Origin of the sequence: uncultured Aureimonas sp. (genome assembly GCF_913775355.1) — a bacterium.
GTDB lineage: Bacteria > Pseudomonadota > Alphaproteobacteria > Rhizobiales > Rhizobiaceae > Aureimonas.
Window position 1 is genome coordinate 13,306 of sequence record NZ_CAJYIU010000184.1, and the last position, 22,092, is coordinate 35,397.

The 22,092-nt window shown below is 69.3% G+C and carries 21 protein-coding genes; 7 read left to right on the forward strand and 14 right to left on the reverse strand.

Going from position 1 to position 22,092, the window contains the following annotated elements:
- The first annotated feature begins 543 nt into the window (after window positions 1–543).
- A complete protein-coding gene (locus QZ753_RS11610; protein WP_294643899.1) occupies window positions 544–1,326 on the forward strand; it encodes an outer membrane beta-barrel protein in 783 nt (260 codons plus the stop codon).
- A 236-nt stretch (window positions 1,327–1,562) separates the two neighbouring features.
- Here the strand turns inward: QZ753_RS11610 and QZ753_RS11615 are convergent, their stop codons facing one another.
- Both QZ753_RS11615 and QZ753_RS11620 read right to left on the reverse strand, forming a co-directional pair.
- Window positions 1,563–2,519, reverse strand: a complete 957-nt coding sequence (locus tag QZ753_RS11615; RefSeq protein ID WP_294643901.1) for a carbohydrate kinase — start codon at window positions 2,517–2,519, stop codon at window positions 1,563–1,565.
- A gap of 93 nt (window positions 2,520–2,612) precedes the next feature.
- Window positions 2,613–3,356: a DUF3750 domain-containing protein gene (locus QZ753_RS11620; protein ID WP_294643903.1), complete on the reverse strand. Its 744-nt coding sequence runs from the start codon at window positions 3,354–3,356 to the stop codon at window positions 2,613–2,615.
- Window positions 3,357–3,436: 80 nt separating this feature from the next.
- On the opposite strand from QZ753_RS11620, the gene QZ753_RS11625 reads away from it, so the two are divergent.
- Window positions 3,437–4,441, forward strand: a complete 1,005-nt coding sequence (locus QZ753_RS11625; RefSeq protein ID WP_294643905.1) for an asparaginase — start codon at window positions 3,437–3,439, stop codon at window positions 4,439–4,441.
- Here QZ753_RS11625 and QZ753_RS11630 read toward each other — a convergent pair.
- From QZ753_RS11630 to QZ753_RS11640, 3 genes are all read right to left on the reverse strand, one after another.
- The gene (locus QZ753_RS11630; RefSeq protein ID WP_294643906.1) at window positions 4,438–5,217 is read right to left on the reverse strand and encodes an NYN domain-containing protein; all 780 of its coding nucleotides are present in this window, start codon (window positions 5,215–5,217) and stop codon (window positions 4,438–4,440) included. The two genes, QZ753_RS11625 and QZ753_RS11630, sit on opposite strands and share 4 nt — an antisense overlap.
- 14 nt (window positions 5,218–5,231) lie before the next feature.
- Window positions 5,232–6,290 carry a magnesium transporter CorA family protein gene (locus tag QZ753_RS11635; protein WP_294643908.1) on the reverse strand — a complete coding sequence of 353 codons (1,059 nt, stop codon included), beginning with the start codon at window positions 6,288–6,290 and terminating at the stop codon, window positions 5,232–5,234.
- A 155-nt stretch (window positions 6,291–6,445) separates the two neighbouring features.
- Window positions 6,446–6,796, reverse strand: coding sequence for a DUF2267 domain-containing protein (locus tag QZ753_RS11640; RefSeq protein WP_294643910.1), 351 nt, complete (start codon window positions 6,794–6,796; stop codon window positions 6,446–6,448).
- 162 nt (window positions 6,797–6,958) lie between these two features.
- On the opposite strand from QZ753_RS11640, the gene QZ753_RS11645 reads away from it, so the two are divergent.
- Window positions 6,959–8,593: a helicase HerA-like domain-containing protein gene (locus tag QZ753_RS11645; RefSeq protein WP_294643913.1), complete on the forward strand. Its 1,635-nt coding sequence runs from the start codon at window positions 6,959–6,961 to the stop codon at window positions 8,591–8,593.
- Window positions 8,594–8,660: 67 nt separating this feature from the next.
- On the forward strand, window positions 8,661–8,891 hold the full coding sequence (locus QZ753_RS11650; RefSeq protein WP_294643915.1) for an NINE protein: 231 nt from the start codon (window positions 8,661–8,663) through the stop codon (window positions 8,889–8,891).
- A 10-nt stretch (window positions 8,892–8,901) separates the two neighbouring features.
- Here the strand turns inward: QZ753_RS11650 and QZ753_RS11655 are convergent, their stop codons facing one another.
- Complete coding sequence (locus QZ753_RS11655; protein WP_294643916.1) at window positions 8,902–10,467, reverse strand: FAD-dependent oxidoreductase; 1,566 nt, start codon at window positions 10,465–10,467, stop codon at window positions 8,902–8,904.
- Window positions 10,468–10,621: 154 nt separating this feature from the next.
- Here QZ753_RS11655 and QZ753_RS11660 point away from each other — a divergent pair, with 154 nt between their 5' ends.
- Both QZ753_RS11660 and dhaK read left to right on the forward strand, forming a co-directional pair.
- Window positions 10,622–11,026: a DUF983 domain-containing protein gene (locus QZ753_RS11660; RefSeq protein WP_294643918.1), complete on the forward strand. Its 405-nt coding sequence runs from the start codon at window positions 10,622–10,624 to the stop codon at window positions 11,024–11,026.
- 95 nt (window positions 11,027–11,121) lie between these two features.
- Window positions 11,122–12,801 (forward strand): dihydroxyacetone kinase subunit DhaK, encoded by a 1,680-nt coding sequence (gene dhaK, locus QZ753_RS11665; RefSeq protein ID WP_294643920.1) that lies wholly within the window; start codon window positions 11,122–11,124, stop codon window positions 12,799–12,801.
- Between the two features lie 144 nt (window positions 12,802–12,945).
- Here dhaK and QZ753_RS11670 read toward each other — a convergent pair whose 3' ends face one another.
- The 5 genes from QZ753_RS11670 to QZ753_RS11690 all read right to left on the reverse strand — a co-directional run bounded on the left by QZ753_RS11670 (window position 12,946) and on the right by QZ753_RS11690 (window position 17,566).
- Entirely contained in the window at window positions 12,946–13,122 is a 177-nt protein-coding gene (locus tag QZ753_RS11670) for a hypothetical protein (protein WP_156369299.1), read from the reverse strand.
- A 108-nt stretch (window positions 13,123–13,230) separates the two neighbouring features.
- On the reverse strand, window positions 13,231–14,181 hold the full coding sequence (locus tag QZ753_RS11675) for an alpha/beta hydrolase (RefSeq protein ID WP_294643925.1): 951 nt from the start codon (window positions 14,179–14,181) through the stop codon (window positions 13,231–13,233).
- Window positions 14,178–15,323: a Gfo/Idh/MocA family oxidoreductase gene (locus QZ753_RS11680; RefSeq protein ID WP_294643927.1), complete on the reverse strand. Its 1,146-nt coding sequence runs from the start codon at window positions 15,321–15,323 to the stop codon at window positions 14,178–14,180. The genes QZ753_RS11675 and QZ753_RS11680 overlap by 4 nt, the downstream gene beginning before the upstream one ends.
- Before the next feature lie 18 nt (window positions 15,324–15,341).
- Window positions 15,342–16,622 (reverse strand): D-tagatose-bisphosphate aldolase, class II, non-catalytic subunit, encoded by a 1,281-nt coding sequence (locus QZ753_RS11685; RefSeq protein ID WP_294643929.1) that lies wholly within the window; start codon window positions 16,620–16,622, stop codon window positions 15,342–15,344.
- A complete protein-coding gene (locus QZ753_RS11690; RefSeq protein WP_294643932.1) occupies window positions 16,619–17,566 on the reverse strand; it encodes a sugar kinase in 948 nt (315 codons plus the stop codon). Before QZ753_RS11690 ends, QZ753_RS11685 begins: the two co-directional genes overlap by 4 nt.
- A gap of 181 nt (window positions 17,567–17,747) precedes the next feature.
- Between QZ753_RS11690 and QZ753_RS11695 the strand changes: the two genes are divergently transcribed.
- Window positions 17,748–18,740, forward strand: a complete 993-nt coding sequence (locus QZ753_RS11695) for a LacI family DNA-binding transcriptional regulator (RefSeq protein ID WP_294643934.1) — start codon at window positions 17,748–17,750, stop codon at window positions 18,738–18,740.
- Between the two features lie 3 nt (window positions 18,741–18,743).
- On the opposite strand, the gene QZ753_RS11700 is transcribed toward QZ753_RS11695, so the two are convergent.
- From QZ753_RS11700 to QZ753_RS11710, 3 genes are all read right to left on the reverse strand, one after another.
- Window positions 18,744–19,553: a DeoR/GlpR family DNA-binding transcription regulator gene (locus QZ753_RS11700; protein WP_294643936.1), complete on the reverse strand. Its 810-nt coding sequence runs from the start codon at window positions 19,551–19,553 to the stop codon at window positions 18,744–18,746.
- 64 nt (window positions 19,554–19,617) lie between these two features.
- The gene (locus QZ753_RS11705; protein ID WP_294643938.1) at window positions 19,618–20,391 is read right to left on the reverse strand and encodes an SDR family NAD(P)-dependent oxidoreductase; all 774 of its coding nucleotides are present in this window, start codon (window positions 20,389–20,391) and stop codon (window positions 19,618–19,620) included.
- Between the two features lie 23 nt (window positions 20,392–20,414).
- Entirely contained in the window at window positions 20,415–21,668 is a 1,254-nt protein-coding gene (locus tag QZ753_RS11710; protein WP_294643940.1) for an ADP-dependent glucokinase/phosphofructokinase, read from the reverse strand.
- Window positions 21,669–22,092: the final 424 nt, after the last annotated feature.

Genomic DNA, 22,092 nt, shown 5'->3' on the forward strand with positions numbered 1-22,092 from the left:
ACCGGCACCTGCAAGTGGCCTAGCGTCGATTCGACCAAAGGTTGAGTCGACGCCGGTGATTCGCGGCATCCGCGCGATTCGCCGGAAAGGCAAGAAAACGTCAGGACTTGTGGCGGCTTTGCGGCTTCGGAATGGCGACGACAAGGCTCGCTCGGGTGCCCCGACGGACGCTTCGACGTGCCGGGTTTTCCAAGCCGGATTTTTCGACCTGATCACTTGTCGGCGCCGATTGAGACGGGCCGTGATGCAGTGCGGCAACACCGCTGCAAGGTGTTGTTTTCATTGCCTTTCTTGAGGCAAGTGCGAGGGTGCCGATTAAGCTTGCCTTAACGTTGCCGACCTATTCCTTGCGGCGAACGTCATCGGCACCGGTCGGGCTCTGTTGCCCACCTGCCACATGGCGGTCGGGAACGCCCCCGGTGCCATTGCCTCGGCAGGGGTACGGACCCTAAATCGGCTCAAGCCCGGGGAAAACCGGGTCCCGCCTTCCGGATCAAAAGTCCGTTGCAAACAACGTCGCCACGGCGACACTGGAGTATCACCATGAAGCGTTTCGCCCTTCTCCTGGCCTCGACCGCCTTCGTCACCCCGGCTCTCGCTGCCGACGTCGTCTATGAGGAGCCCGCTGCTCCGGCCGTCGTCGAAGTGGCGCCGGCCTATTCCTGGACCGGCTTCTACGTCGGTGGCCAGGCTGGCGTGGCCTTCAACCGCGATGCCGGCGACGTCCGCTACAACCCGAACACCGGCGTCATCCAGACGACCGCTTTCTCGGGCGGTTCGGACAACAGCGACGACGCAGCCTTCATCGGCGGCGTGCACGTCGGCTACGACTACCAGATCAACAACTTCCTGATCGGTGCGGTCGCCGACATCAACTACATCGACGCGACCTCGGACTCGACCTACTCGCTCGGCACCGACGTGTTCGGCCTGTCGTCGGACATCAACTTCGTCGGCACCGTCCGCGCGAAGGCTGGTATCACGGCTGACCGCTTCGCCGTCTACGCCACGGGCGGTCTCGCCTATGCCGACACCGAAGTGAAGTTCTTCGCTCCGGGCACGCTGACGGGCAACCTCGCCGGCTTCACGCCGACGGTCGACTCGAGCTCGGACGACGTCGGCTACGCCGTCGGCGCCGGCGTCGACTACCTCGTCACGCCGAACCTCTCGCTCGGCCTCGAGTACCTCTACACCGACCTCGGCTCGACCGACACGACGGTCACCTACCGCAACGCGGCCGGCGTCCAGGCTCCGTTCACGGCGACGTCGAACGACAGCCTCGACTTCCACACCGTGTGGGCCAAGGCTTCGTTCCGCTTCAACTAAGAAGCGGACACCCGGGGAGCGGAAACGCTCCTTGGACGGTCTGAACGGAAAAACCCGTCGTCCTTGCGGACGGCGGGTTTTTCTTTGCTCGCAAATGCGATGGAGCCCCGGCCGAATGCTGCCGGGGCTCATCCGGTTGAACCGACAGGCCGGCGACGAAGCGCCCTTGGGCGTGGGCACGAAAAAGGCGGCGGGTCCGGGACCGCCGCCTTCGATACGCTCGGGATGAACGAGGATCAGCTCAACGGCGGCAGGCCGAGATCGGCGCGGCGCGGCAGGTCGGCACCACGCCGCGAGCAGGTGAGGGCGGCTGCGCGCACCGAGAAGGTGAGAAGTTCGGAGAGCTCGTCCTGCGAGAGGCCGGCGACGCCCTCGGCCGACAGCCGGCCACCCTCGAAGAGCCGTGCCAGCAGCGTCGCCTGGAACGTGTCGCCCGCCCCCACCGTATCGGCGACGGTGACGGACAGGCCGGGCGTCGTGCAATGGGCGCCGCCGCGGGTCATCGCCATCGCGCCCTTGTCGCCGAGCGTGACGATCGCGAGAGACGCGCCGGCCTCCAGCCAGCCGGCGAGGACGTCGTCCGGCTTGCGGCCGGGATAGACCTGCTCCAGATCCTCCTCGCTCGCCTTCACCATCGTGGCAAAGGGGATCGTCGCGCCGATGCGCGAGCGCCAGACGTCGAGGTCGGGCACCACCGAGGCGCGGATGTTCGGATCGTAGGAGATGAAACGGCGTCCGTGCTCCTGTGCGGCGAGCTTGGCGAGCGCACTCGCCGTCGGTTCGGCGACCGTGGAGTAGGAGCCCGCGAGATGGATCGCGGCGAGATCATCGGGCAGCGATGCCGGGATCTCGCTCGGATCGATCGAGCGGTCCGCGGTGCCCTCGATGTAGAAGTCGTAGCGCGGCGTGCCGCCCTGCGACAGCGAGACCATCGCGAGCGTCGTGTTGCGGTCCGTGTCGATCAGAAGACGCCGGTCGATACCCTCGCGGTCCATGAAGGCCTTGATACGCTGCCCGAAGAGATCGTTGGAGACCTTCGAGAAGAAGGCCGAGCAGTGGCCGAGACGGGCAAGACCAAGCGCGACATTCAGCGCCGAGCCGCCGATACGCCCGTTCAGCGCGATGTGGGAGACGTCGGCCGCCTCGCTGTCGGCGAACAGGTCGAACAGGTTGTCGCCGCAACTCAGAAACATGGCCGTCTCTCCCAAACGGGGCGATCGCTTCCGCCCCTTCCTCCCTCGGCTAGCAAAAAACGGGAGGGCAGGGAATGCGGGGGGCGTCGTTCCTCAGCCGGTGATCGACAGGCTGCCGAAGCCCGGTACCTTGAGGAGCCCCCGGAACGGATCGATCCCGGCCACGAGGCCGAGGAACTGCAGCTCGAGACCGCTTCTGGCACCGATCGCGAAGCCGGCATAGCCGAAGAGCGAGGCCCGCAATTCATGAGCCTCGCTGTCCAGCGCGACGAGGCGGCCGTCGACCGGATAGTCCCGCCCGACGGCCGCGGGCGGCAGCACCGCGCCGAGCTCCGGCACCGAGCGCAGGACATGCGCTACGAAGCTGTTGGAGTTGGGGCCGGGAAAGATGCGGTAGCCGCCGCTGGCCGCATAGGGATAGGCGTCGATCGCGGCGCGGATCTCGGGGATCGCCCGCTCGGCGGCCGCGCCTTCTAGCTGCGCCACGATGCGCGGCACGTTGGAGTACCAGCGACCGTCCGCCGGGTAGCCGTTGCGGCGGATCGGCGATCCCCATCCGACCTTGTCGAACCGCTCGTAGCGCGCCGCGCCCTGCGGCTTCAGGACGATCCAGGAATGCTCGGACAGCGCGCCCTTCAGCCCGCCGGTGCGCGCCGCCATGATGTAGACGGCCGCCGCATCATTCGCGTCGGCCGCGGGCAGCACGGCGGCCGAGGTCCAGTTCGCCTCGCGCCACGACGCCGGATGCTCGCCGAGCTTCCAGACGAGCAGCGACAGCGCCGCCGGCAGGAGAAAGACGAGAACGAGGCCGATAAGGGCGGCACGCAGCAAGGCCATCGAGGTTCCTGTGACGGCAGGGAGGGAGCGTGCTAGGGCTCCAAACCACGGATGAGGACGTGGCGGGGAGCCTTGCAGCCATGACGACGGATATCGTGATCGAGACGACGCGCGGCAATGCCGTGGAAAGCCGGCACAAGGTGCGGGGGCTCGTGTGCGATGCCTTGGGCACGCCCGTGCTGGCCTTCGGCGATATCGACCGGCCCGTGTTCCCGCGATCGGCGATCAAGGTCTTCCAGGCCATTCCGCTGATGGAGACGGGCGCGGCCGACGCGCTCGGGCTCGACACCGGTGACCTGTCACTCGCCTGCGCCTCGCATTCCGGTGAGCCGGGCCATGTGGCGCGCGCGGCCTCGGTCCTCGCCAAGGCTGGCCTTTCCGAACACCATCTCGAGTGCGGCTGCCATTGGCCGTTCGACCAGCCGGTCGCGCTAGCGCTCGCCCGTGCCGGCGGGGAGCCCGGGCAGCTCCACAACAACTGCTCCGGCAAGCATGCCGGCTTCCTCTGCACCGCGATCCACGAGCGCGAGGACCCCGCGGGCTATGTGGGCGCCGACCACGCCGTCCAGCGACGGGTGCGCGACGTCCTCGCCGATCTGACCGAGACGCGACCCGGCGAAGACCAGCCCGCCGGCATCGACGGCTGCGCGATCCCGACCTATGCCGCGCCGCTTCGCGGTTTCGCCAAGGGCTTTGCGCGTCTCGCCGCCGGGCAGGGCGTCGACGGCGCCCGCGCGGCGGCGGGGCGGCGGCTGATGGCCGCCTGCATGGCGGAACCCTGGTTCATGGCCGGCACACGGCGCGCCTGCGTGTCGCTGATGGAGGCCGCGCCCGGCCGCGTCTTCGCCAAGACCGGCGCCGAGGGCGTCTTCTGCGGCGCGGTGCCCGAACTCGGGCTCGGCTTCGCGCTGAAGGTCGACGACGGGGCGACGCGCGCGTCGGAGGCCGCCGTCGCTGCGGTGCTCGCAAGGGTGTTCCGCAGCCGCGACGGCGCATTGGCCGAGCGCTACGACGCCTTGTCGCACACGACCTTGCGCAACTGGCAGGGCACCAAGGTGGGCGAGGTCCGGGCGGTCGACGCCTAGGCCGGCGTGGCTGGCTTGCGCCGCGAGCGGCGCTTCGGCGCGGCCGCGACCGTGGCGCCGGCAGCCGGCGGCGACGACGCGGCGCGCAGGCGGAGGCGAAGCATCCCGCCCGCCGTCTTTTCGAGATCGAAGAGGCCGGAGTCGCGCACGAGATCGCTCAGCTTCTTGTGCCCGTAGGTGCGCGGGTCGAAGTCCGAGAAGCGGTTGAGAAGCCGCTGACCGAACTGGCCGAGGGCCACCCAGCCGTCGTCGGTCTCGATCTGGTCCATCACCTGCCGCAGCATCGGCTCGACGCTGGCGGCCCGCTCGATCGCGGGCGCCGCGGCGGCCACGTCGGCCCGCAGGTTCTCGGTATAGACGAAGCGCCGGCAGGCCTGACGGAAGCTCTCCGGCGTCTTCTGCTCGCCGAACCCGTAGACGTCGATGCCGTGCTCGCGAATGCGCGCAGCCAGGCGCGTGAAGTCGCTGTCGGAGGAGACGAGGCAGAAGCCGTCGAAGCGCCCGGAATGCAGAAGGTCCATCGCGTCGATGACAAGCGCGATGTCGGAGGCGTTCTTGCCCGTCACGTAGGCGAACTGCTGGTGCGGAATGATCGCGTGCTTCGACAGGACCTCGGTCCAGCCGCGCGAGCGCGAGGAGGAGAAGTCGCCGTAGATGCGGCGCACGCTCGCCTCGCCGATGGTCGCGATCTCCTCGAACAGGCCGTCGGCGATCTGCGCCGAGGCGTTGTCGGCGTCGATCAGAACGGCGAGGCGGGCCGGTCGGTCCTCACGCATGGGCGAAACCTCCCTCAGAGCCATTTCTTGTAGCGGAAGAAGAGGAGCGGAAAGACCGCGGTCAGCACCATCAGGACGATGGCGAGCGGATAGCCGAAGGTCCAGTTGAGCTCTGGCATATGGACGAAGTTCATGCCGTAGATCGAGGCGACCAGCGTCGGCGGCATGAAGCCGACGGCGGCGACCGAGAAGATCTTGATGATGGCGTTCTGCTCGATCGAGATCATGCCGACCGTGGTGTCGAGCAGGAACGTCGTCTTGTTCGACAGGAAGGACACGAAGTCGTTCAGCGAATGGATATCGCGCGCCATCGCCTTCACGCGCATCTTCAACTCCTTCTGCGGCTTGCGCCGGTCCAGGACGAACTGGAGGAAGGGCAGGAGGCGGTCGAGGGTGGCAAGGCTTTCCCGCGTCCGCGAGGCGAGATCGCCCGCCGCGCCGAGCCGCTGCAGCAGTTCCTTGAAGTCGGAGGTCGCGGTCGGCGTGTTGTCGCTCGACGAGCGGAAGATGTCGGTGCCGATCCGGTCGAGGTCGGCCGCGATCGATTCCAGAAGGTCGGCCATGCGGTCGATGACCGTCTCGAGAAGGCCGATGGCGATGGAATCGGCTGTCGGCCCGCGCATGCGCGAGGGCTTGGGCGGTGCGGGCGGCGGGCCGTAGAGGAGCGTCGAGGCGAAGGACGCGTTGCCGCCATCGCTGCTTTCGCCGCGGCACAGCTTGTTGGAATAGATCTGGAACGAGCGCGGGTCGGTGTAGCGCAGCGTGATGACCCGCTGCCCGACGAGGATGAAGGTGACAGGCCCAAAGTCGGGGCGCCCCTCGTCCAGCCCGTAGACGAGCGAAGCGGTCATGAAGTCCCCGCCGTCCTCGGAATAGAGGCGGCTCGACACCTCGATCTCGCGCATCTCCTCGCGGGTCGGAACCTCGATGCCGCACAGGCTCTCGATCGCGTCCTCTTCCTCGCGCGTCGGATTGCGCAGGTCGATCCACACGGCTTCCGGCGGGAGTTCGTCCGGGGTGATGCGCGCATGGCGCCGAACCTGCGAACCGAAGACCGTGTAGGCGTCGATCATGGGCCGATGTCCTCGCTCGAACAAACGCGCGGTGCCCTCTCAGGCCGCGCCGCATCGCTTGGGCGGGAGCCAAAGCCCGGTCCGTGCCGAAAGGCAAGTCCGGGCTTCATGACATTTTTCCGGAAGGCCGGTTCGCCGGGGGCCGGCAGTGCCTCTCAGACGAAGGGCGCGAGCGCCGGAACCGACTGGATGGCCTGATTCACCGTGTCCTCGCCGGCGGTCGACTTGGAATAGGCGACGAACTCTTCGGCGGTGGAGCGGATCTGGCCCATGTCGAGACCGAGGCCCATCAGCTTGGCGCCGAGCGCCATGATGCCGCCCGAGTAGTCCGACTCGCCGGAGGCCGCCATCGCGTCCGAAGCGCCCGGCGTCTCGGCGATCATCTTCGCCACCGCCGGATCCAAGCTTTCGGACTGCATGTAGGACAGGATGTGGCCGACCGCCGTCCTGGCGGTGTCGGTATCCGTTTCGGCCGAGGCGGCGATGCGGTCCCAGAGTTCGGTCATGTCGGTTCCATTTCCCGTTCGTCCGCCGCTGGCCGGCGAAGCGGGCGGAACATGGCAAGTCTGCCGCTCCGACGCAATCGGCGGGCGCTTCGGCTGCGGAATCGACGGCGGGCGGGGCAAGGCGGTATCGTGCGGCCGTTGGGATGGCTTGGGAGCCGAATCATGCTCGAAGACGGCCGCATTCTTCTCGGCGGGATCAGCACGGGCGCCGAGCCGAAGCCGGAATATCTCGAACTGCGCTACGCCAACCGCCACGGCCTCGTGACGGGCGCGACCGGCACAGGCAAGACGGTGACGCTGCAGGTCCTGGCGGAGGGGTTCTCCGAGGCCGGCGTGCCCGTCTTCTGCGCCGACATCAAGGGTGACCTTTCGGGTCTGTCGGAGCGCGGCGAGCCGAAGGAGGTCTTCGCCAAGCGGGCAGCCGAGATCGGCCTCGATCCCTGGTACAACGACTTCTATCCGGCGATCTTCTGGGACCTGTTCGGGCGCAAGGGTCATCCGGTGCGCACCACCGTGTCGGAGATGGGCCCGCTCCTCCTGTCGCGCCTGATGGACCTCACGGAAGCGCAGGAAGGGGCGCTCAACATCGCCTTCCGCATCGCCGACGAAGACGGCCTGCTGCTTCTCGATCTGAAGGACCTTCAGGCGATGCTGGCGCACATCCTCGACCGCGCGGACGAGATTTCGCGGCTCTACGGCAACGTGTCCAAGAGCACGATCGGCGCGATCCAGCGCCAGCTCCTGGTTCTGGAAACGCAGGGCGGCGACCGCTTCTTCGGCGAGCCGGCCCTTTCGATCGACGACATCATGCGGTGCGACCGCGAGGGGCGCGGTGTCGTCAGCGTGCTGGCGGCCGACGAGCTGATGCGCAGCCCGCGCCTTTACGCGACGTTCCTCCTGTGGCTGCTGTCCGAGCTTTTCGAGGAGTTGCCGGAGGCGGGCGACCTCGACAAGCCGAAGCTCGTGTTCTTCTTCGACGAGGCGCACCTCCTCTTCGACGACGCGCCGAAGGCGCTGGTCGACCGCATCGAGCAGGTGGTGCGCCTCATCCGATCGAAGGGCGTCGGCGTCTTCTTCGTCACCCAGAACCCGCTCGACCTGCCGGAAAAGGTGCTCGCGCAGCTCGGCAACCGCATCCAGCATGCGTTGCGGGCCTACAGCCCACGCGAGCAGAAGGCGGTGCGCACCGCGGCCGAGACGTTCCGCGCGAACCCGGCCTTCGACAGCGCCACGGCCATCACCGAGCTCGGCACCGGCGAGGCGCTGGTCTCCGTGCGGGGGGAGGGTGGCGCGCCGAGCATCGTCGAGCGCGTGAAGATCCGCCCGCCGGCCGGCCGTGTCGGTCCGATCACCGATGCCGAGCGCGCCGAACTCATGCGCATGAGCCCGGTCGCGGGGCGCTACGACACGGCGGTCGATCGTGAGTCCGCCTACGAACTGCTGACGGGACGTGCCGAGGCCGAACTTCAGCGGCAGGAGACCGCGCGCGCCGAAGCCGAGGCCGCCGTCCAGCGCCAGCGCGACACCGGTCGTGCAAGGGCGGAGGCGGCGGCGAGGCGCTCGGCCGAACCGCGCGCTCCGTGGGGCGAGCCAAGCGAGGAGCGCTACGAGGAGGAACCTGTGCGCCGAGAGCGGCCCGCGCCCCGCGCGGCGCCCCGTGAAGCGGCTCGGCGGGCCGGCTATCAGCGCCAGACCGTCGCCGAGACCGTGATGAAGCAGGTGGGCCGCACTGTGGCATCCACCGTCACCACCGCGATCGTGCGCGGCATCCTCGGCTCGTTCAAGCGGGGGCGCTGACCACCGGCCTCGCAACTCCGCCCGCCGATCCCCATCTCAAGAGAAACGCGAACAGGAGTTGCGACGCATGAAATCCGGCCCGGCCGCCTTCGTCCTCTGGCTCTGCTGCATCATGGGCATCTGCGGATTGCACCGGTTTTATCTCGGGCGTCCGCTGACCGGACTTGTCTGGCTGTTCACCTTCGGCCTGTTCGGCATCGGCCAGCTGATCGACCTGTTCCTCCTGCCCTCGATGGTGCGACAGGAAAATCTGGAGCGTCGGCAGGACCGGATGGAAGCCCGCCCGGTCCTGCGCTGACCTCGGCCGCTCAGACCTTTACCGCCGCCGGGTCCCATCCGGCGGCTTCCAGCCGCGCGCGGTCGGGGGCGGGATCGCTCAGCATGAGAGAGTGCAGGGCGGGCGTGCGGTCTCCCTTTCCGAGCCCGAGCGCTGCCAGCACCTTGCCGCCCTTGATGTAGAAGGCGGTGTAGGAGTTTTCGCCGAGCGAGCCTTCGATGTGCACCTCGTCGAAGTCCTCGGCATGGCCGAGATAGCTGAGGCGCCCGTGCTGGGCCGACCAAAAATAGGGGATGCCTCGGAACGGCGAGGCATCGCCGAGCATCGCCCCGGCCGCGTGGCGTCCGTGCTGTTCGGCGACCCGCCAGTGCTCGATCCGCGCCGTCTCGCCGGTGGCCGCCAGCGGGAAGGCGGCGATGTCGCCACCGGCATGAAGGCCCTCCGCAGCCTTCAGCGTCTCGTCGACCTTGATGCCCTTGCCGTCCCGCTCCGCGCCGGTCACGAGATCGGAGCGCGGCGCTGCCCCGAGCGCGGCAATCACCAGGTCCGCCTCGATCGACGTGCCGTCCTTCAGCGTGACCGCCGATACCTTGCCGTCCCGCGTTTCGAGCGCGGCAAGTTCCGCCCCCGCGCGCACGTCGACGCCCTTGGCGCGGTGCGTCGCCAGAAGCTGGCGGGCGACGTCCTCGCCGAATTGCTTGGCGAACGGCAGTTCGCTGCGCGAGATCACCGTAACCGATCGCTCGTCGCCCACGAGGCTGGCGGCCGCCTCCATGCCGATGAAGCCGGAGCCGACGATCACGATGCGCTTGGCGCCGGCCAGTTGGTCCTTCAGCTTGCGGGCGTCGTCGTGGCTGCGCAGCGACACGACGTTGGCGGCATCGGCGCCCTTGAGCTTCAGCGGAACCGCGTCGCTGCCGGGCGCGGCGAAACATTCGTCGTAGTCCAGCGTCTCGCCATCGGCGAGATGCAGGCGTTTGGCGCCCGCGTCGATCCGCTCCACCGCGGTCTCCACCAGTTCGACGCCGAGGCCTTTCAGCTTGTCGGCGGGGTAGAGCGCCAGCGCGTCGTCGGTCTTCTTGCCCTGCAGGTAGGTCTTCGACAGGTCGGTGCGGTCGTAGGGCGGCTCTCGCTCCGGCACGAACATCACGATACGGCCGTCGAAGCCGCGGCGGACCAGTTCTTCGGCGCAGGAGAGGCCCGCCGCGCCGCCGCCGACGATCGCGAATACCCGGGCCTCGCCACTCTGGCGCTTGCCGGCCTCGACCTCCGGGCGATGCTGCTCGGCGCCGTCCGGCACCTCGACCATCACCCGCCCGTTCTCGACGCTGGCGGCAAAGCGCGACAGGCATCCTTTGCCCGGCGGTTCGAGGTGATCGCCGGATTCGAGGTCGAAGATCGCATGATGCCATGGGCAGATCACGCGGTTGCCGACGCGCTTGCCGTTCTTCAGCGGGGCGCCCTTGTGCGTGCAGGTCGCACCGGTCGCCAGAACCCGGTCCCCGTCGCGCGCCAGGAGGATCTTAAGATCGCCGACGCTGACTTCCGTCAGCCCGTCGGACGGCAGGTCGGCAAGGGCGAGAACGTCGTGGCGCATGGGGCGGCTCCCGTCTGGAATGGTTCCACCTAACAAGATGCCGGCTCGCGCGTTCCCGGCCTTGGACAGTTTGGCACGCCGCACGCGCTGTTCGGTCGCGCCGCCGGTCTATATGAACGGCAGGCATCCCCGATGCGCGAAAGGCTTTTCCGACATGAGCGATCACCCACGCGCGCCGCGTCTCGAACCCTGGAAGGTCGGCCTACGCGGACGTTGCCCGCGCTGCGGCGAAGGTCGCCTGTTCGACGGCTTCCTCACGCTCGCCAAGGGCTGCGAGCGGTGCGGCCTCGACTATTCCTTCGCGGATCCGGCCGATGGTCCGGCCTTCTTCGTTGTCTGCTTCGGCTGCGTGCCGGCCGTGCTCTTCGCCGTATGGCTGGAGATCGCCTTCGAGCCGTCGGTCTGGGTCCACGTCTTCGTGTCGCTGCCGTTCCTGCTCCTTACCTGCATCCTGCCGCTTCGACCACTGAAGGGCTGGCTGGTGGCGAGCCAGTATTACCACAAGGCGGAGGAGGGGCGCCTCGTCGTGCCGCCCGGCGGGACAGGAAGCGAGCGCTGAATTTCACGATGCCGAGGCTTCATCACCCGGCCCGAGCTTTGTAGGCTGCACCCCAATGGTTCGGCGCCGTCCGGACCTTGGGAGAGAGCCGACGCATGAAGAAGCTGATCAACGAGCCGCTGGCGGTGGTCGACGAGATGCTGGCGGGGTTGTGCCTTGCCTATCCCGGTCTCGCTCTTCTGGAAGGCGAGCGCGTGCTCGTCCGCGCCGATCTCGCCGACTTTCGCACCCGCGGGCATGTCGCGCTCGTCTCGGGCGGCGGGTCGGGACATGAGCCGGCCCATGCCGGCTATGTCGGGGAAGGGCTCCTCACCGCAGCGGTGTGCGGCGACGTCTTCACCTCGCCTTCGACCGATGCGGTGCTGGCCGCGATCCGTGCGGTGGGCGGCGCTGCGGGTGTCCTCCTGATCGTCAAGAACTACACGGGCGACCGTCTCAACTTCGGCCTCGCGGCGGAGATCGCGCGCGGCGAAGGCATCCCGGTCGAGATGGTCGTCGTCGCCGACGACGTCGCGCTTGCCGCCAGCACCGAGACGGCCGGGCGCCGCGGCATCGCGGGCACCGTTCTGGTCCACAAGATCGCCGGCGCGCGGGCCGCCGAGGGCGCGACGCTGGCCGAGGTGAAGGCGGCGGCCGAGAGAGCGATGGCCGGACTCGGCAGCATGGGCGTCGCCCTGTCCGCCTGCACCGTGCCGGCCGCCGGCAAGCCGGGCTTCCAACTCGGCGAGCGTGAGGTCGAACTCGGGCTCGGCATCCACGGGGAGGCCGGCGTGCGGCGCGAGCCGCTGAGCCCTTCGCGCGAACTCACCGCGACCTTGGTGAAGCGGATCGTTGCCGAACTCGCGCTCGGCCGCGGCACGCCGGTCGCGCTCCTCGTCAACAATCTCGGCGCGACGCCGACAATGGAGATGCAGATCGTCGCGCACGACGCCGTCGCCGCTGCGCGGGCTCATGGTCTCGTCGTCGAGCGTCTGTGGACCGGGACGTTCCTCACCGCGCTCGACATGGCAGGCTGTTCCGTCTCGCTGCTGCGCACGGACGCCGAGACGTTGCGGCTCCTCGATGCGCCGGCCGCGGCACCCGCTTGGCCGGGACGCGGGGCGGGACCGCTCGGTGACGAGGGACCGTCGGTCGTCGCGTCGCCGAGACGCAAGGGCCAGGACCTGCGGCCGGGCGATGGCGCGCGGATCGTCGCGATCCTGTGGCGCGCCGCCGAGCGGCTGATCGCGGAAGAAGGGCGGCTGACCGCACTCGACCAGACCGTCGGCGACGGCGACCTCGGCCTCAACCTCGCGCGCGGCGCCGAGGTCGTGAAGGCCGAGGCGCCGAACTGGACGGGCGCGGACGCGGCTTCAATCCTGCGCGCCCTGTCCGGCAGCCTCCGCCGCTCGGTCGGCGGCACGTCCGGCGCGCTCTATGCGGCAGGTCTCCTGCGGGCCGCGCGCACCCTCGACGGGATCGCTGCGCCGACGTCGACGGATTGGGCCGAGGCCTTTCGCGAGGGCACCGAAGCGGTCGCGACGCTCGGCGACGCCAAGCCAGGCGACCGGACGATGCTCGATGCGCTGCAGCCGGCTGCGGACGCGCTCGCGAGCGGCGGGGTGGAGGGCGCGGTGGAGGCCGCCCGGGCCGGCGCGGCGGCGACCGCATCGATGGCCCCCCGGCGCGGCCGGTCGAGCTATCTCGGCGAACGGGCGATGGGCGTACCGGACCCCGGCGCCGAGGCCGTCGTCGTCTGGCTCTCGGCCATCCGAGACGAATTGGCCGCTGATTAAAATCAGCGGGTGAACCGTCATGCTTCCGTTATGAGGCGTCGGCTATAGGAGCCCTGCAACACTGCACAGGCAGGGCGGCGCCCGACGTCCCATCCGTCCCGCGCCGCGCCTGCCGACCAGTGTCCGCCACGCCTGCGCCGTCCGCTAGTGAAGCTGCGAGGGCTTCAGGCCGATGATGTCGAGCGCGACGGAACAGGCTTCCAGGAACGCGGCGCGATCGAGGTCGGGATGGTTCTCGAAGAAGCGGCGCGCGATGGCGCTGCCGTCGTCTTCCTCCTCGACAAGCCGCAGGATCGTAATGATGGGATCGACCTCTTCCATCGCCGCCGTTTCTTATAGGTTTCGGGCCAACGAGCCCGGTGGCCCATCCTTCATGGCGAAATACGGAAGGAGGTCGCATTCGGGAAGGGTTTTGCGGCAATCCGCGCCTCACACCGTCACATTCGTGCGAAAATCGGCCCAGGCGTCCGCCGCTTCCAGCACCGTCCGGCGCGCGGCGTCGATGTAGCGGCCGGCCGAGGCGAAGCCGTGGATCTGGTCGGCGAGGCGGCGCACCGTGAGCGGCACGCCCGCCGCGCGTAGCCGCTCGGCATAGGCCGCCCCCTCGTCGTGGAGGATGTCTTGCCCAGCGAGCGCAACGAAGGCCGGCGGAACCCCGTCGAGGCGATCGGCCCGCAGGGGCGAGACGCGCCAGTCGGCGATGTCGTCGTCGCCGCGGACATACTGGTCGCGGAACCAGCGCATCGTCCGGCGCGTCAGGCCGTAGCCCTCGGCGAACCGGTCGTAGCTATCGGCCGTCTGACCGGCGTCCGTGTTGGGGTAGAGAAGGAGTTGCGCCTCCAGCGGCGGCACGGTGCCGTCGCGCGACTGGATCGCCAGGACGGCTGCGAGGTTGCCGCCGGCGCTGTCTCCGGCGACGGCGATGTGCGCTGCATCGATGCCGAGCGCTGCGGCATCCGCGGCCATGTGGGACAGGACAGCACCGGCATCCTCGATCGCGGCGGGAAAGCGGTGTTCGGGCGCCAGCCGATAGTCCGGGCAGACGACGACACAGCGGGCGGCATTGGCGAACCAGCGACAGATGTCGTCGTGGGAATCGAGGTCGCCGATCACCCAGCCCCCGCCATGAAGATAGAGAAGCGCCGGTGCGCCTTCGGCCGGCGCGCCGATGCCGCGGTGGATGCGGACCGGGATCGGGCCGCCCGGACCTTCGATCGCGGCGTCGAGGGTTTCCGCGACGGGTTCGAGATCGCCGCGCAGCGCGAGATAGGAAGCCCGGTAGGCGCGGCGCGCGGCCTCGGGCGTACCATCTTCGAACGGCGGAGAAGGGGACCGGGCTCCAAGCGCCAGGACCTCTGCGGCCTGCGGATCGAGCGTCATGACGGATTGCCCGAGAGGAGCGCTGCGGCCTCGGTTTCGCGGAGCGCCGACGGCCGGTCGGGCCGGCTTTCGACGCCGACCGGCTGGCGGGTGTCCGCGGCCGTGAGGATCGCCTCCATCACCTCGAGGACATGGAGGGCGAGCCGACCGGAGGCGCGGGCCGGCCGCCCCTCCGCGATGGAGCGAACGAGATCGGCAACGCCGAGCATGCGGTAATTGGCGATGCGCGGGGCGTCGAACGGCCAGTTGATCGCGCCGAACGTCTCGGGCTCGCTCGGGTGCTTCTGCCACGGCTCGCCGCGCGGCGAGAGGGATACGTCGCCGCCGAACGTATCGGGGTCCGGCAGCCGGATCGAACCCTCCGTCCCGTGCAGTTCGATCGGATGATTGGAGTGGCGGAAGACGTCCCACGAGGCGCCGAAGGTGACCACCGCGCCGCTCCGGAATTCCAGGAGCGACAGGAGGCTCGTCGGCGTGCCGACGGGAAAGCGCGTGCCCTGGAAGGGCCCGTCGGCGGTGATCTCGCGCGTTTCCTGCCCCGTGCGCGCGGTGGCGGAGACGCGCGCCACGGGCCCGAGAAGATTGACCAGCATCGTCAGGTAGTAGGGGCCCATGTCGAGCACCGGGCCGCCGCCCGGCTGGTAGTAGAACTGCGGATTGGGATGCCAGTGCTCCATGCCGCGACCCATCATGAAGGCGGTGCCGATCACCGGCTTGCCGATGGCGCCGGCATCGAGCAGCGCGCACGCCCGCCGGCCGGCCGCGCCGAGGAACGTGTCGGGCGCCGAGCCGAGCGTGAGGCCGCGCCGCTCGGCCTCTTCGACCAGCGCGCGGCCCTCGCTGAGCGTCACGCCGAGCGGCTTTTCGGTGAAGACGTGCTTACCGGCGCCGAGCGCGGCCTCCGTCACCTCGCGATGGGCGGCGGGAATGGTCAGGTTCAGAACGAGCTCGACATCGGGCTCGGCGAGGAGCGTCTCGACGCTCATCGCCCTGACGCCGAATTCCGCCGCGCGCCGTTCCGCCATTTCGGACACGCGATCGGCGCAGGCGACCAGCGCCACGTCGCCGAAGAGCCGCGCGTTGCGCAGATAGGTGGCGGCGATGTTGCCGCAGCCGATGATGCCGATCCCCATGCGGGCCATGATGCTGCTCTTCAAAAATCAATGCGTGGCGCGGTCGTAGCGGTCGAGCACCGCTTCGATGCCGGCGAGGAGAAGTGCCCTCGGTTCGGGCGTGACCCGTCCCGCCGCGACGCTCTCGGCCAATCGTCCGAGATGCTGGCCGATCAGGGGAAGGGGGATCGCGCGACCGTCAAGCCGCTCCACAAGGCGGTCGACGGCCCCTTGCGCGGCGGCGTCCGGCCAGTAGTAGCGGATGCGGTCGCTGAGCGAGAAATGGCGCTGGACCGCCACCTCCGCCTCCGAGCCGTGGCAGTATTTCCGCCAGTTGTCGGGCTTTTCCAGCATCAGGGCTTCCATCGCGTCGCGCAGCGACGGCTCGTCCGGCGTGGGCGCCAAGATGTCGGCGATGTGCGAGAGGCCGTAGAGCGTCTCGCGCAGCGCGAAGGTGAGCCACGGGCCGACTTTCAGAATCGCAAAGCCGTCACTCACCAGTTGGCGCAGCGCCTCGTCCGGCTGGTAGTCGGTGGAATGGGCCTCGAACACGAGGCGCGGCTCCTCCGCAAGGAAGCCTTTGAGATCCGCAGCCGCGTCCGGCTGGTATATCACGATGTTCTCATGGCCGAACTCAACCCCCGGCTGCACGACCACCGCGATGACGCGGGCGAAGGCGTCGTCGAGCTTGAGCGCGGCAAACGCTCTCGCGTGAACGTCGACCGTGTGACGGACGGGATCCCGGCCGGTGACGACGAGGTGGTCGAGCGCTTCGGTCGCCCCACCGGGAACGGGCACCTCGGTGCCGATGACATAGACCGGCGGGACAAGGCCGACTCTGGCGACCGCGCTCTCCGCCCGTGCCGCGAGCCGGGCGGCGCGTTCGGCAACGGTCTTGTCGTCGAGGGCGGCCGGTTCGCCGGCGCATCCCATCGAGGCGTCGAGATGGAGCTTGGCGAAGCCTGCGGCGGCGAACGCTTCGATCATCGTCTCGGCCTTGGCCATCGCCTCCTGCGAAGCCAGATGCTTCCACGGATTGGGGCCGAGATGGTCGCCGCCGAGCACCAGTCGCTCCAGCGGAAAGCCGACCATCGCGGCGATCCGCTCCACGAAGCGGCGGAAGTCGGCCGGTGTCATGCCGGTGTAGCCGCCGTCCTGGTTCACCTGGTTGCAGGTCGCCTCGATCAGGACGTCGCGCTCGTGCGCCAGTCCGTGCCGCAGCGCCGCTTCGATCACCAGAGGGTGGGCGGAGCAGACCGAGGCGACGCCGGCGTGCTCGCCCGCCTGAAAGCGCCCCGGCAGGGCACGAAGCCGGTCGATGGCGCTCATGCCGCCACTCCCGTCTGCGAGGCGATGAACGCGTCGATCTCGGAACGGAAGCGCGTGCCCTCCATTGGCCCCTTGCGCGTGACGGCGAGGGCACCGCAGGCGTTGGCAAGGCGAAGCGCCTCCGCCGGGGCCTCGCCGCGCAACCAGGCGACGACGAAGCCGGCGCCGAAGCAGTCGCCGGCACCCGTCGGATCGACCTCCTCGACGCGGAAGGCCGGCACCGCGGTGCGCCCGTGCGCGTCGTAGAGAACGGCTCCGTCGCCGCCCCTCTTGAGGACGACGGCGGACCGGCCGGCGGCGAGGAGTTCCGCGACCGCGCCCTCTTCGTCAGTCGCCCCGGTGAAGAGGAAGAGTTCAGGACCGCTCGGCAGGAAGACGTCGCAACGCGCGGCGACCCATTCGAGCGCCTCGCGCATGGCGCCGACCAGAAGTTCGGGCCGGATGTTGGGGTCGAAGGAGACCGTACCGCCCCGCGCCTTGATGCGCTCGACGGCCGCCTTGGTCACGGTGATCGCGCCGTCCGAGAACAGGGAGGAGCCCATGACGTGGATGTGGTCGGCACGGTCGACCAGCGCTTCGGCCGCTTCGGTCATCGCCATCAGGCCGCAGGCGCTGTCCTTGATATTGAAGACGAAGGCGCGGCTGCCGTCCGCCGCGTAGCGCACGAAGGCGCTGCCGGTGGCGGCGCCGGGATGCACCGCGACGGCCGAGACGTCGACGCCGCTCGCTGTCAGGCGTTCGAGATTGAGGGTGCCGAAATCGTCGGCGCCGACCGAGGAAATCATGCCGCAGGGCTGGCCGAGCCGGCCGACCTGATCGATGAAGATCGCAGGCGCACCGGACGGGAAGGGGCCGACCAGCGGGCCGGGCTCCAGGAACGTCTGCCCGATCCGCGTCGCCATGATCTCCACGACGATTTCCCCGGCGGTCACCACCGTCTTCATGCCACGCCCTCCCCAAGGCGGGCGCGGTGTCGGTTCTCCCGTCGCGCCCGTCGCCAAGCTGCGCCCGGCGGGGAGGGCGGTCAATCGAAAACTTTACGCGCGCAAAGTTTCGTGGTCACGATGCGCCGGTATTGTCCCGATACGGAGACGCACCATCCCGCTTCCGCCCCGTCATCGCACGATGGAGGACTTTGCCAGGGCCTGCGGCCTGTCGCGCCCGACGCTGGCGAAGTTCTTCGATGATCCCGCAAGCGTGCGTCCCGCGACGCGCAAACGCATCGAGGCGGCGCTGGCACAGTCCGACTATCGGCCGAACCCCTTCGCGCGCAATCTCAACCGGCAGCGGGCCCGCACCATCGGCATCGTGGTGCCAACGGTCGCCGACCCGTTCTACGCGGCGCTCGTCGCGCTTCTGGAAGAGCACTGCCGCTCGGCGGGGTTCTGGCCGCTCGTCCTCTCGTCGCGCGGCGAGGCGGAGGGCGAGGCGCTGGCACTTCGGACGCTCCTCGACCAGCGGGTGTCGGGCGCGCTGATCGCCTCCTGCGGGGCGGACGCTCTGACGGAGCCGGCGCGGGCGCTCGGCGAGCGGATGCCTCTCGTCTTCCTCGACAGCGCGGCGGGCGCGGCGGGCGGCTTCGTCGGCAACGACAACGGGCAGAGCGTCGCCGCGCTGGTCGATTACCTGGCGGAGGGCGGCGAGGCACCAGCCTATCTCGACATGCCGGACGTAAACGCCAGCGCCCGCGAGCGCCGTGCCCGCTACCTCTCGCGCATGGCCGAACTGGAACTCCCGCCGCAGCGGATCGCGCCGCCCGGCAACGGCTGGGACTTCGAGCGCCTGGGCTTCGAGGCCATGGCGGCAATCCTCGAGGCGGGGCCACCGCCCTTCCGCAGCCTCCTGTGCGCCAACGACCGGCTGGCGCTGGGCGCGCTCGCCGCCGCCTTCGCGCGCGGCGTGACGATCGGCCGAGCGCCCGGTGCGCTGCGGATCGCGGGCCACGACGACCATCCGCTTAGCCGCTACGCCTGCCCGGCGCTGACCACGATGGCGCAGGACGTGGAGGCCCACGCGGCCCTCGCGACCCGGATGCTGCTCGATGCCCTGCGCGACGGCTCCGGTGTGACGACGCGCGTCCTTCTGCCGGCGCGGCTGACGGTGCGCGCGTCGGCCTGAGGCTCAGTCGCCGGACAGGGGAACGACGGTGAGCTCCGTGCCGCTGGCGCGCAGGCTGGACGCGATATCGGCGTCGACGCCCTGGTCGGTGATGACTTCGGAAATCTGCGACAGCTGGGCGAAGGTGCAGAAGGCCGGCGCCTGGAACTTGGTGCTGTCGACGAGAAGGATCGTGCGCCGCGCCGAGCGGATCATCGCCCGCTTGATCGAGGCGATCTCCATCGAAGCGTCGGTCAGGATCTGCCCGGTCACGGCGTAGGCGCCGGTGAAGCAGACGTCGGCATGGATCGTTTCGAAGAACGGCTCGCCGGGCTGCCCGGTCAGGAGGTCCCCGCCGGGCCGGAGCGTGCCGCCGGTGACGATCACCCGCCATTCCGGCACGCTGGAGCCGATCCGCGCGATCTCGATATTGTTGGTGACGACGGTGAGGGCCAAGCGTCGGAGGGCCGTCGCCCGGACCACCTCGATCACCGTGGAGCTGGAGTCGAAGATCACGCTCTCGCCGCCTTTGAGGCGCGTCGCCGCCTCCTGGCCGATCGCTGCCTTCTGCCGGTGCTGGTAGTGCGCGTTCAGCGCCGGCTCGCGCTCGAACGTCGCGCGCAAGGGGGGCACGAGCAGCGCCCCGCCATGCGTGCGCTCGAGATAGCCGCCCTCGGTCAGCTGTTCGAGGTCGCGGCGGATCGTGGACTGCGAGCCGCCGATTGCCTCGGTGAGCTCGCCGATCGAGGCCGTCCCGTTGACCTTCAGGTAGTCGAGGATCATCGCGCGCCGCTTGGCGGGAATGATCTCGACGCGTTTGGTGGGGGCGTCCATGGGTGATCCTATGAGGGTCTTCGCGATGCGCCCCTGCCGTGCTGCAGTGCGAGGTGAGTTGTGGTTACCAAATGGTATAGCCGCAATCCACCGTTACGATCGATCCCGTCATCGCGCTCGACGCGTCGGTGGCGAGGAAGAGGATCGCGGAGGCGATTTCGTCGGCGCGCGCCGGGCGGTTCATCGGGGTCGACGCCATCCAGGTCGGCATCAGCGCGTCGTCGGTGAAGCCGCCGCGCGACATCGCCGTGTCGACATAGGTCGGCGCGACCGAATTGACGCGCACGCCGCGCGGGGCCCACTCGCCTGCGAGCGAGCGCGTCATGTGGTGCACGCCGGCCTTCGCGGCGTTGTAATGCACCTGCCGCTGCGGCTTGTTGGAGATGAGGCCAGACATCGAGCCGACCGTAACGATCGAGCCGCGCCCACGCTCCAGCATGGCACGGCCGAACTCGCGGCACGACCAGTAGCAGCCGTTGAGGTCGACATCGACGACCTTGTGCCAGACCTCGTCGGTCATGCTTTCGCCCGGCGTATCCGGCCAGGCGATGCCGGCGTTGGCGATCAGGATGTCGATGCCGCCATGGCGCTCGTTGGCCTCCGCGGCGGCGCGGGCGACGGCTTTGGAGTCCGTGACGTCGAGCGCGACGGCATCGACCTCCCAGCCCTTTTCAGCGAGTTCCGCACGCCCGGCCTCCAGAACGGCCGGGTCGCGATCGGAGATGACGACGCGCGCGCCGTGCTCCAGAAGCGCCTCTGCGGTGCACAGGCCGATGCCGCGCCCGCCGCCGGTGATGAAGGCGGCGCGGCCGGAGAGGTCGGATTTTTCGCGATACATGGCACTGTCCTGAAGTCGCGCGGTCAGGCGCGTTGGCGGATCCGCTGGCGGCCGGCGCTGCCCGCCGAGCCGAGAACGAGGAGGCAGCCGGCGGTGAACGTGTCGCCGAGCCCGAGGGTCGTGGCGGGTGCGGCATGGTAGGGGCTGGGCACCGCGACCGAGGTCCAGCCGTCGCCGAGCGGTCCGTCGTCGACGGGCGGGCGTTGGAACGTCGCACCGTCCGCCACGCCTTCCGGCACGGCGGGCTGCCCGGCCATCGACCGCGTGCTGGCGACGAGGCAACCGGCCATCAGCGCTTCGCGCTCGACGTCCGCGTCGCGCCGCGTGACGGTCAGCGCCCAGTGGTCGGCATGGACGCAGACGCGGTCGAGCCCCAGGCGCTCGCCGAGCGCCCGCATGGTCAAGGCCAGGTCGGCGTCGGCGACGCCGGGCGCGAGGTCGCGCATTTCCGAATGGCTCATGCCGAGCGAGGTCGCGGCACCCCGAGCGCCGTCCAACACGCGATCGCGCAAGGCGGCGTCTTCGAACGTGCTCATCTCGAGGTGCACGGTGGAAAGGCCCGCGTCGAGCCAGTGCCGTGTCAGCGAAAACACGCGGGCGAGTTCGTCGTCGAGGTCGGCCGGGGGCACGCAGTTGAAGCCTGCGACGAGGCCGGTTCCGGCCTCCGGCGCCAGGTGCGGCGTCAGTCCCTCGAAGGCCGCGTCCTTCTCGAGGCCCGGATCGCCGAAGCGCACGATGATGCGCGACGAGCGGTTCGGCACGCAGTCGCCGACGGCGCGTCCCGCCGTGTATTCGAAGATGTAGATGTCGGGCCGCCGGGCACCGCGGGGCTGCACGGATCGTGCCCGCACCGTGCGCTCGCCTTCGGCCAGCAGCAGGTTTCCGGGCAGGCGCGCGAGCATGTGAGCGCTGCGGTCCGAGAGGTTGACGATCGCGGGCGCGCCGAGCGTCGTCAGCACCCATCCGGCCTGCGGGCCGACACCGCCGAGCGCATAGCGCGCCGGAACGTGGTCGGCGAGCCAGGCCGGGCCGGCGGGCCATTCGACGCGCACCTCGCCACCGACGCCGCGCGCGACGCGATCCTTCAGCATCGACGCGAAGGCGGCAGCGTCAGGATCGTCAGCCGTCCAGAGGGCGGCCGCGTTGGAAAGGTCGATCCTTGCATCCACGCAGGCGCTCATGCCGCACAGCGTCAGCGGGGCGCTGCGCGCCATGCCCGGCAAGCGGCGGACCAGACCCTCGTAGGCGGCGCGCCAGTCCGCTTGGCTGTCGTGCATGGGGACTCTCCGCGAGATCACGTCAATTCGCGTCAGGAACATGCGGAAACGACGCGAAGGTCAACCATAAAACGTCATTGTCGTGCAGCATCCCATGTTGCGGCTGCGAGCAGCGGATCGGCGCTGGAGGCCAATCTAGGGGCATAAACGCGCGATACGAATGCCGGAGGCGTGATTGCCCGCTTGCCGCACGCAGGCGTCCGTCTGGAAGAAAAAGATTTCCGATGAAACAATTTGGAGTTATACCTCGCGGCGTCGCACGTCCGGTCCGGAAACCGAGAGTGCACTCCGTCAACGATCCGAGGATGACCGCCGTGCTCCGGTTGGACCAGAAGCTTCAGAACATTCGCGCCGGACGATACAGCCGGTCGGATTTCATCATCGCCGACGCCAAGGACAGCGACATGGGATCGGGTGTCGGCGG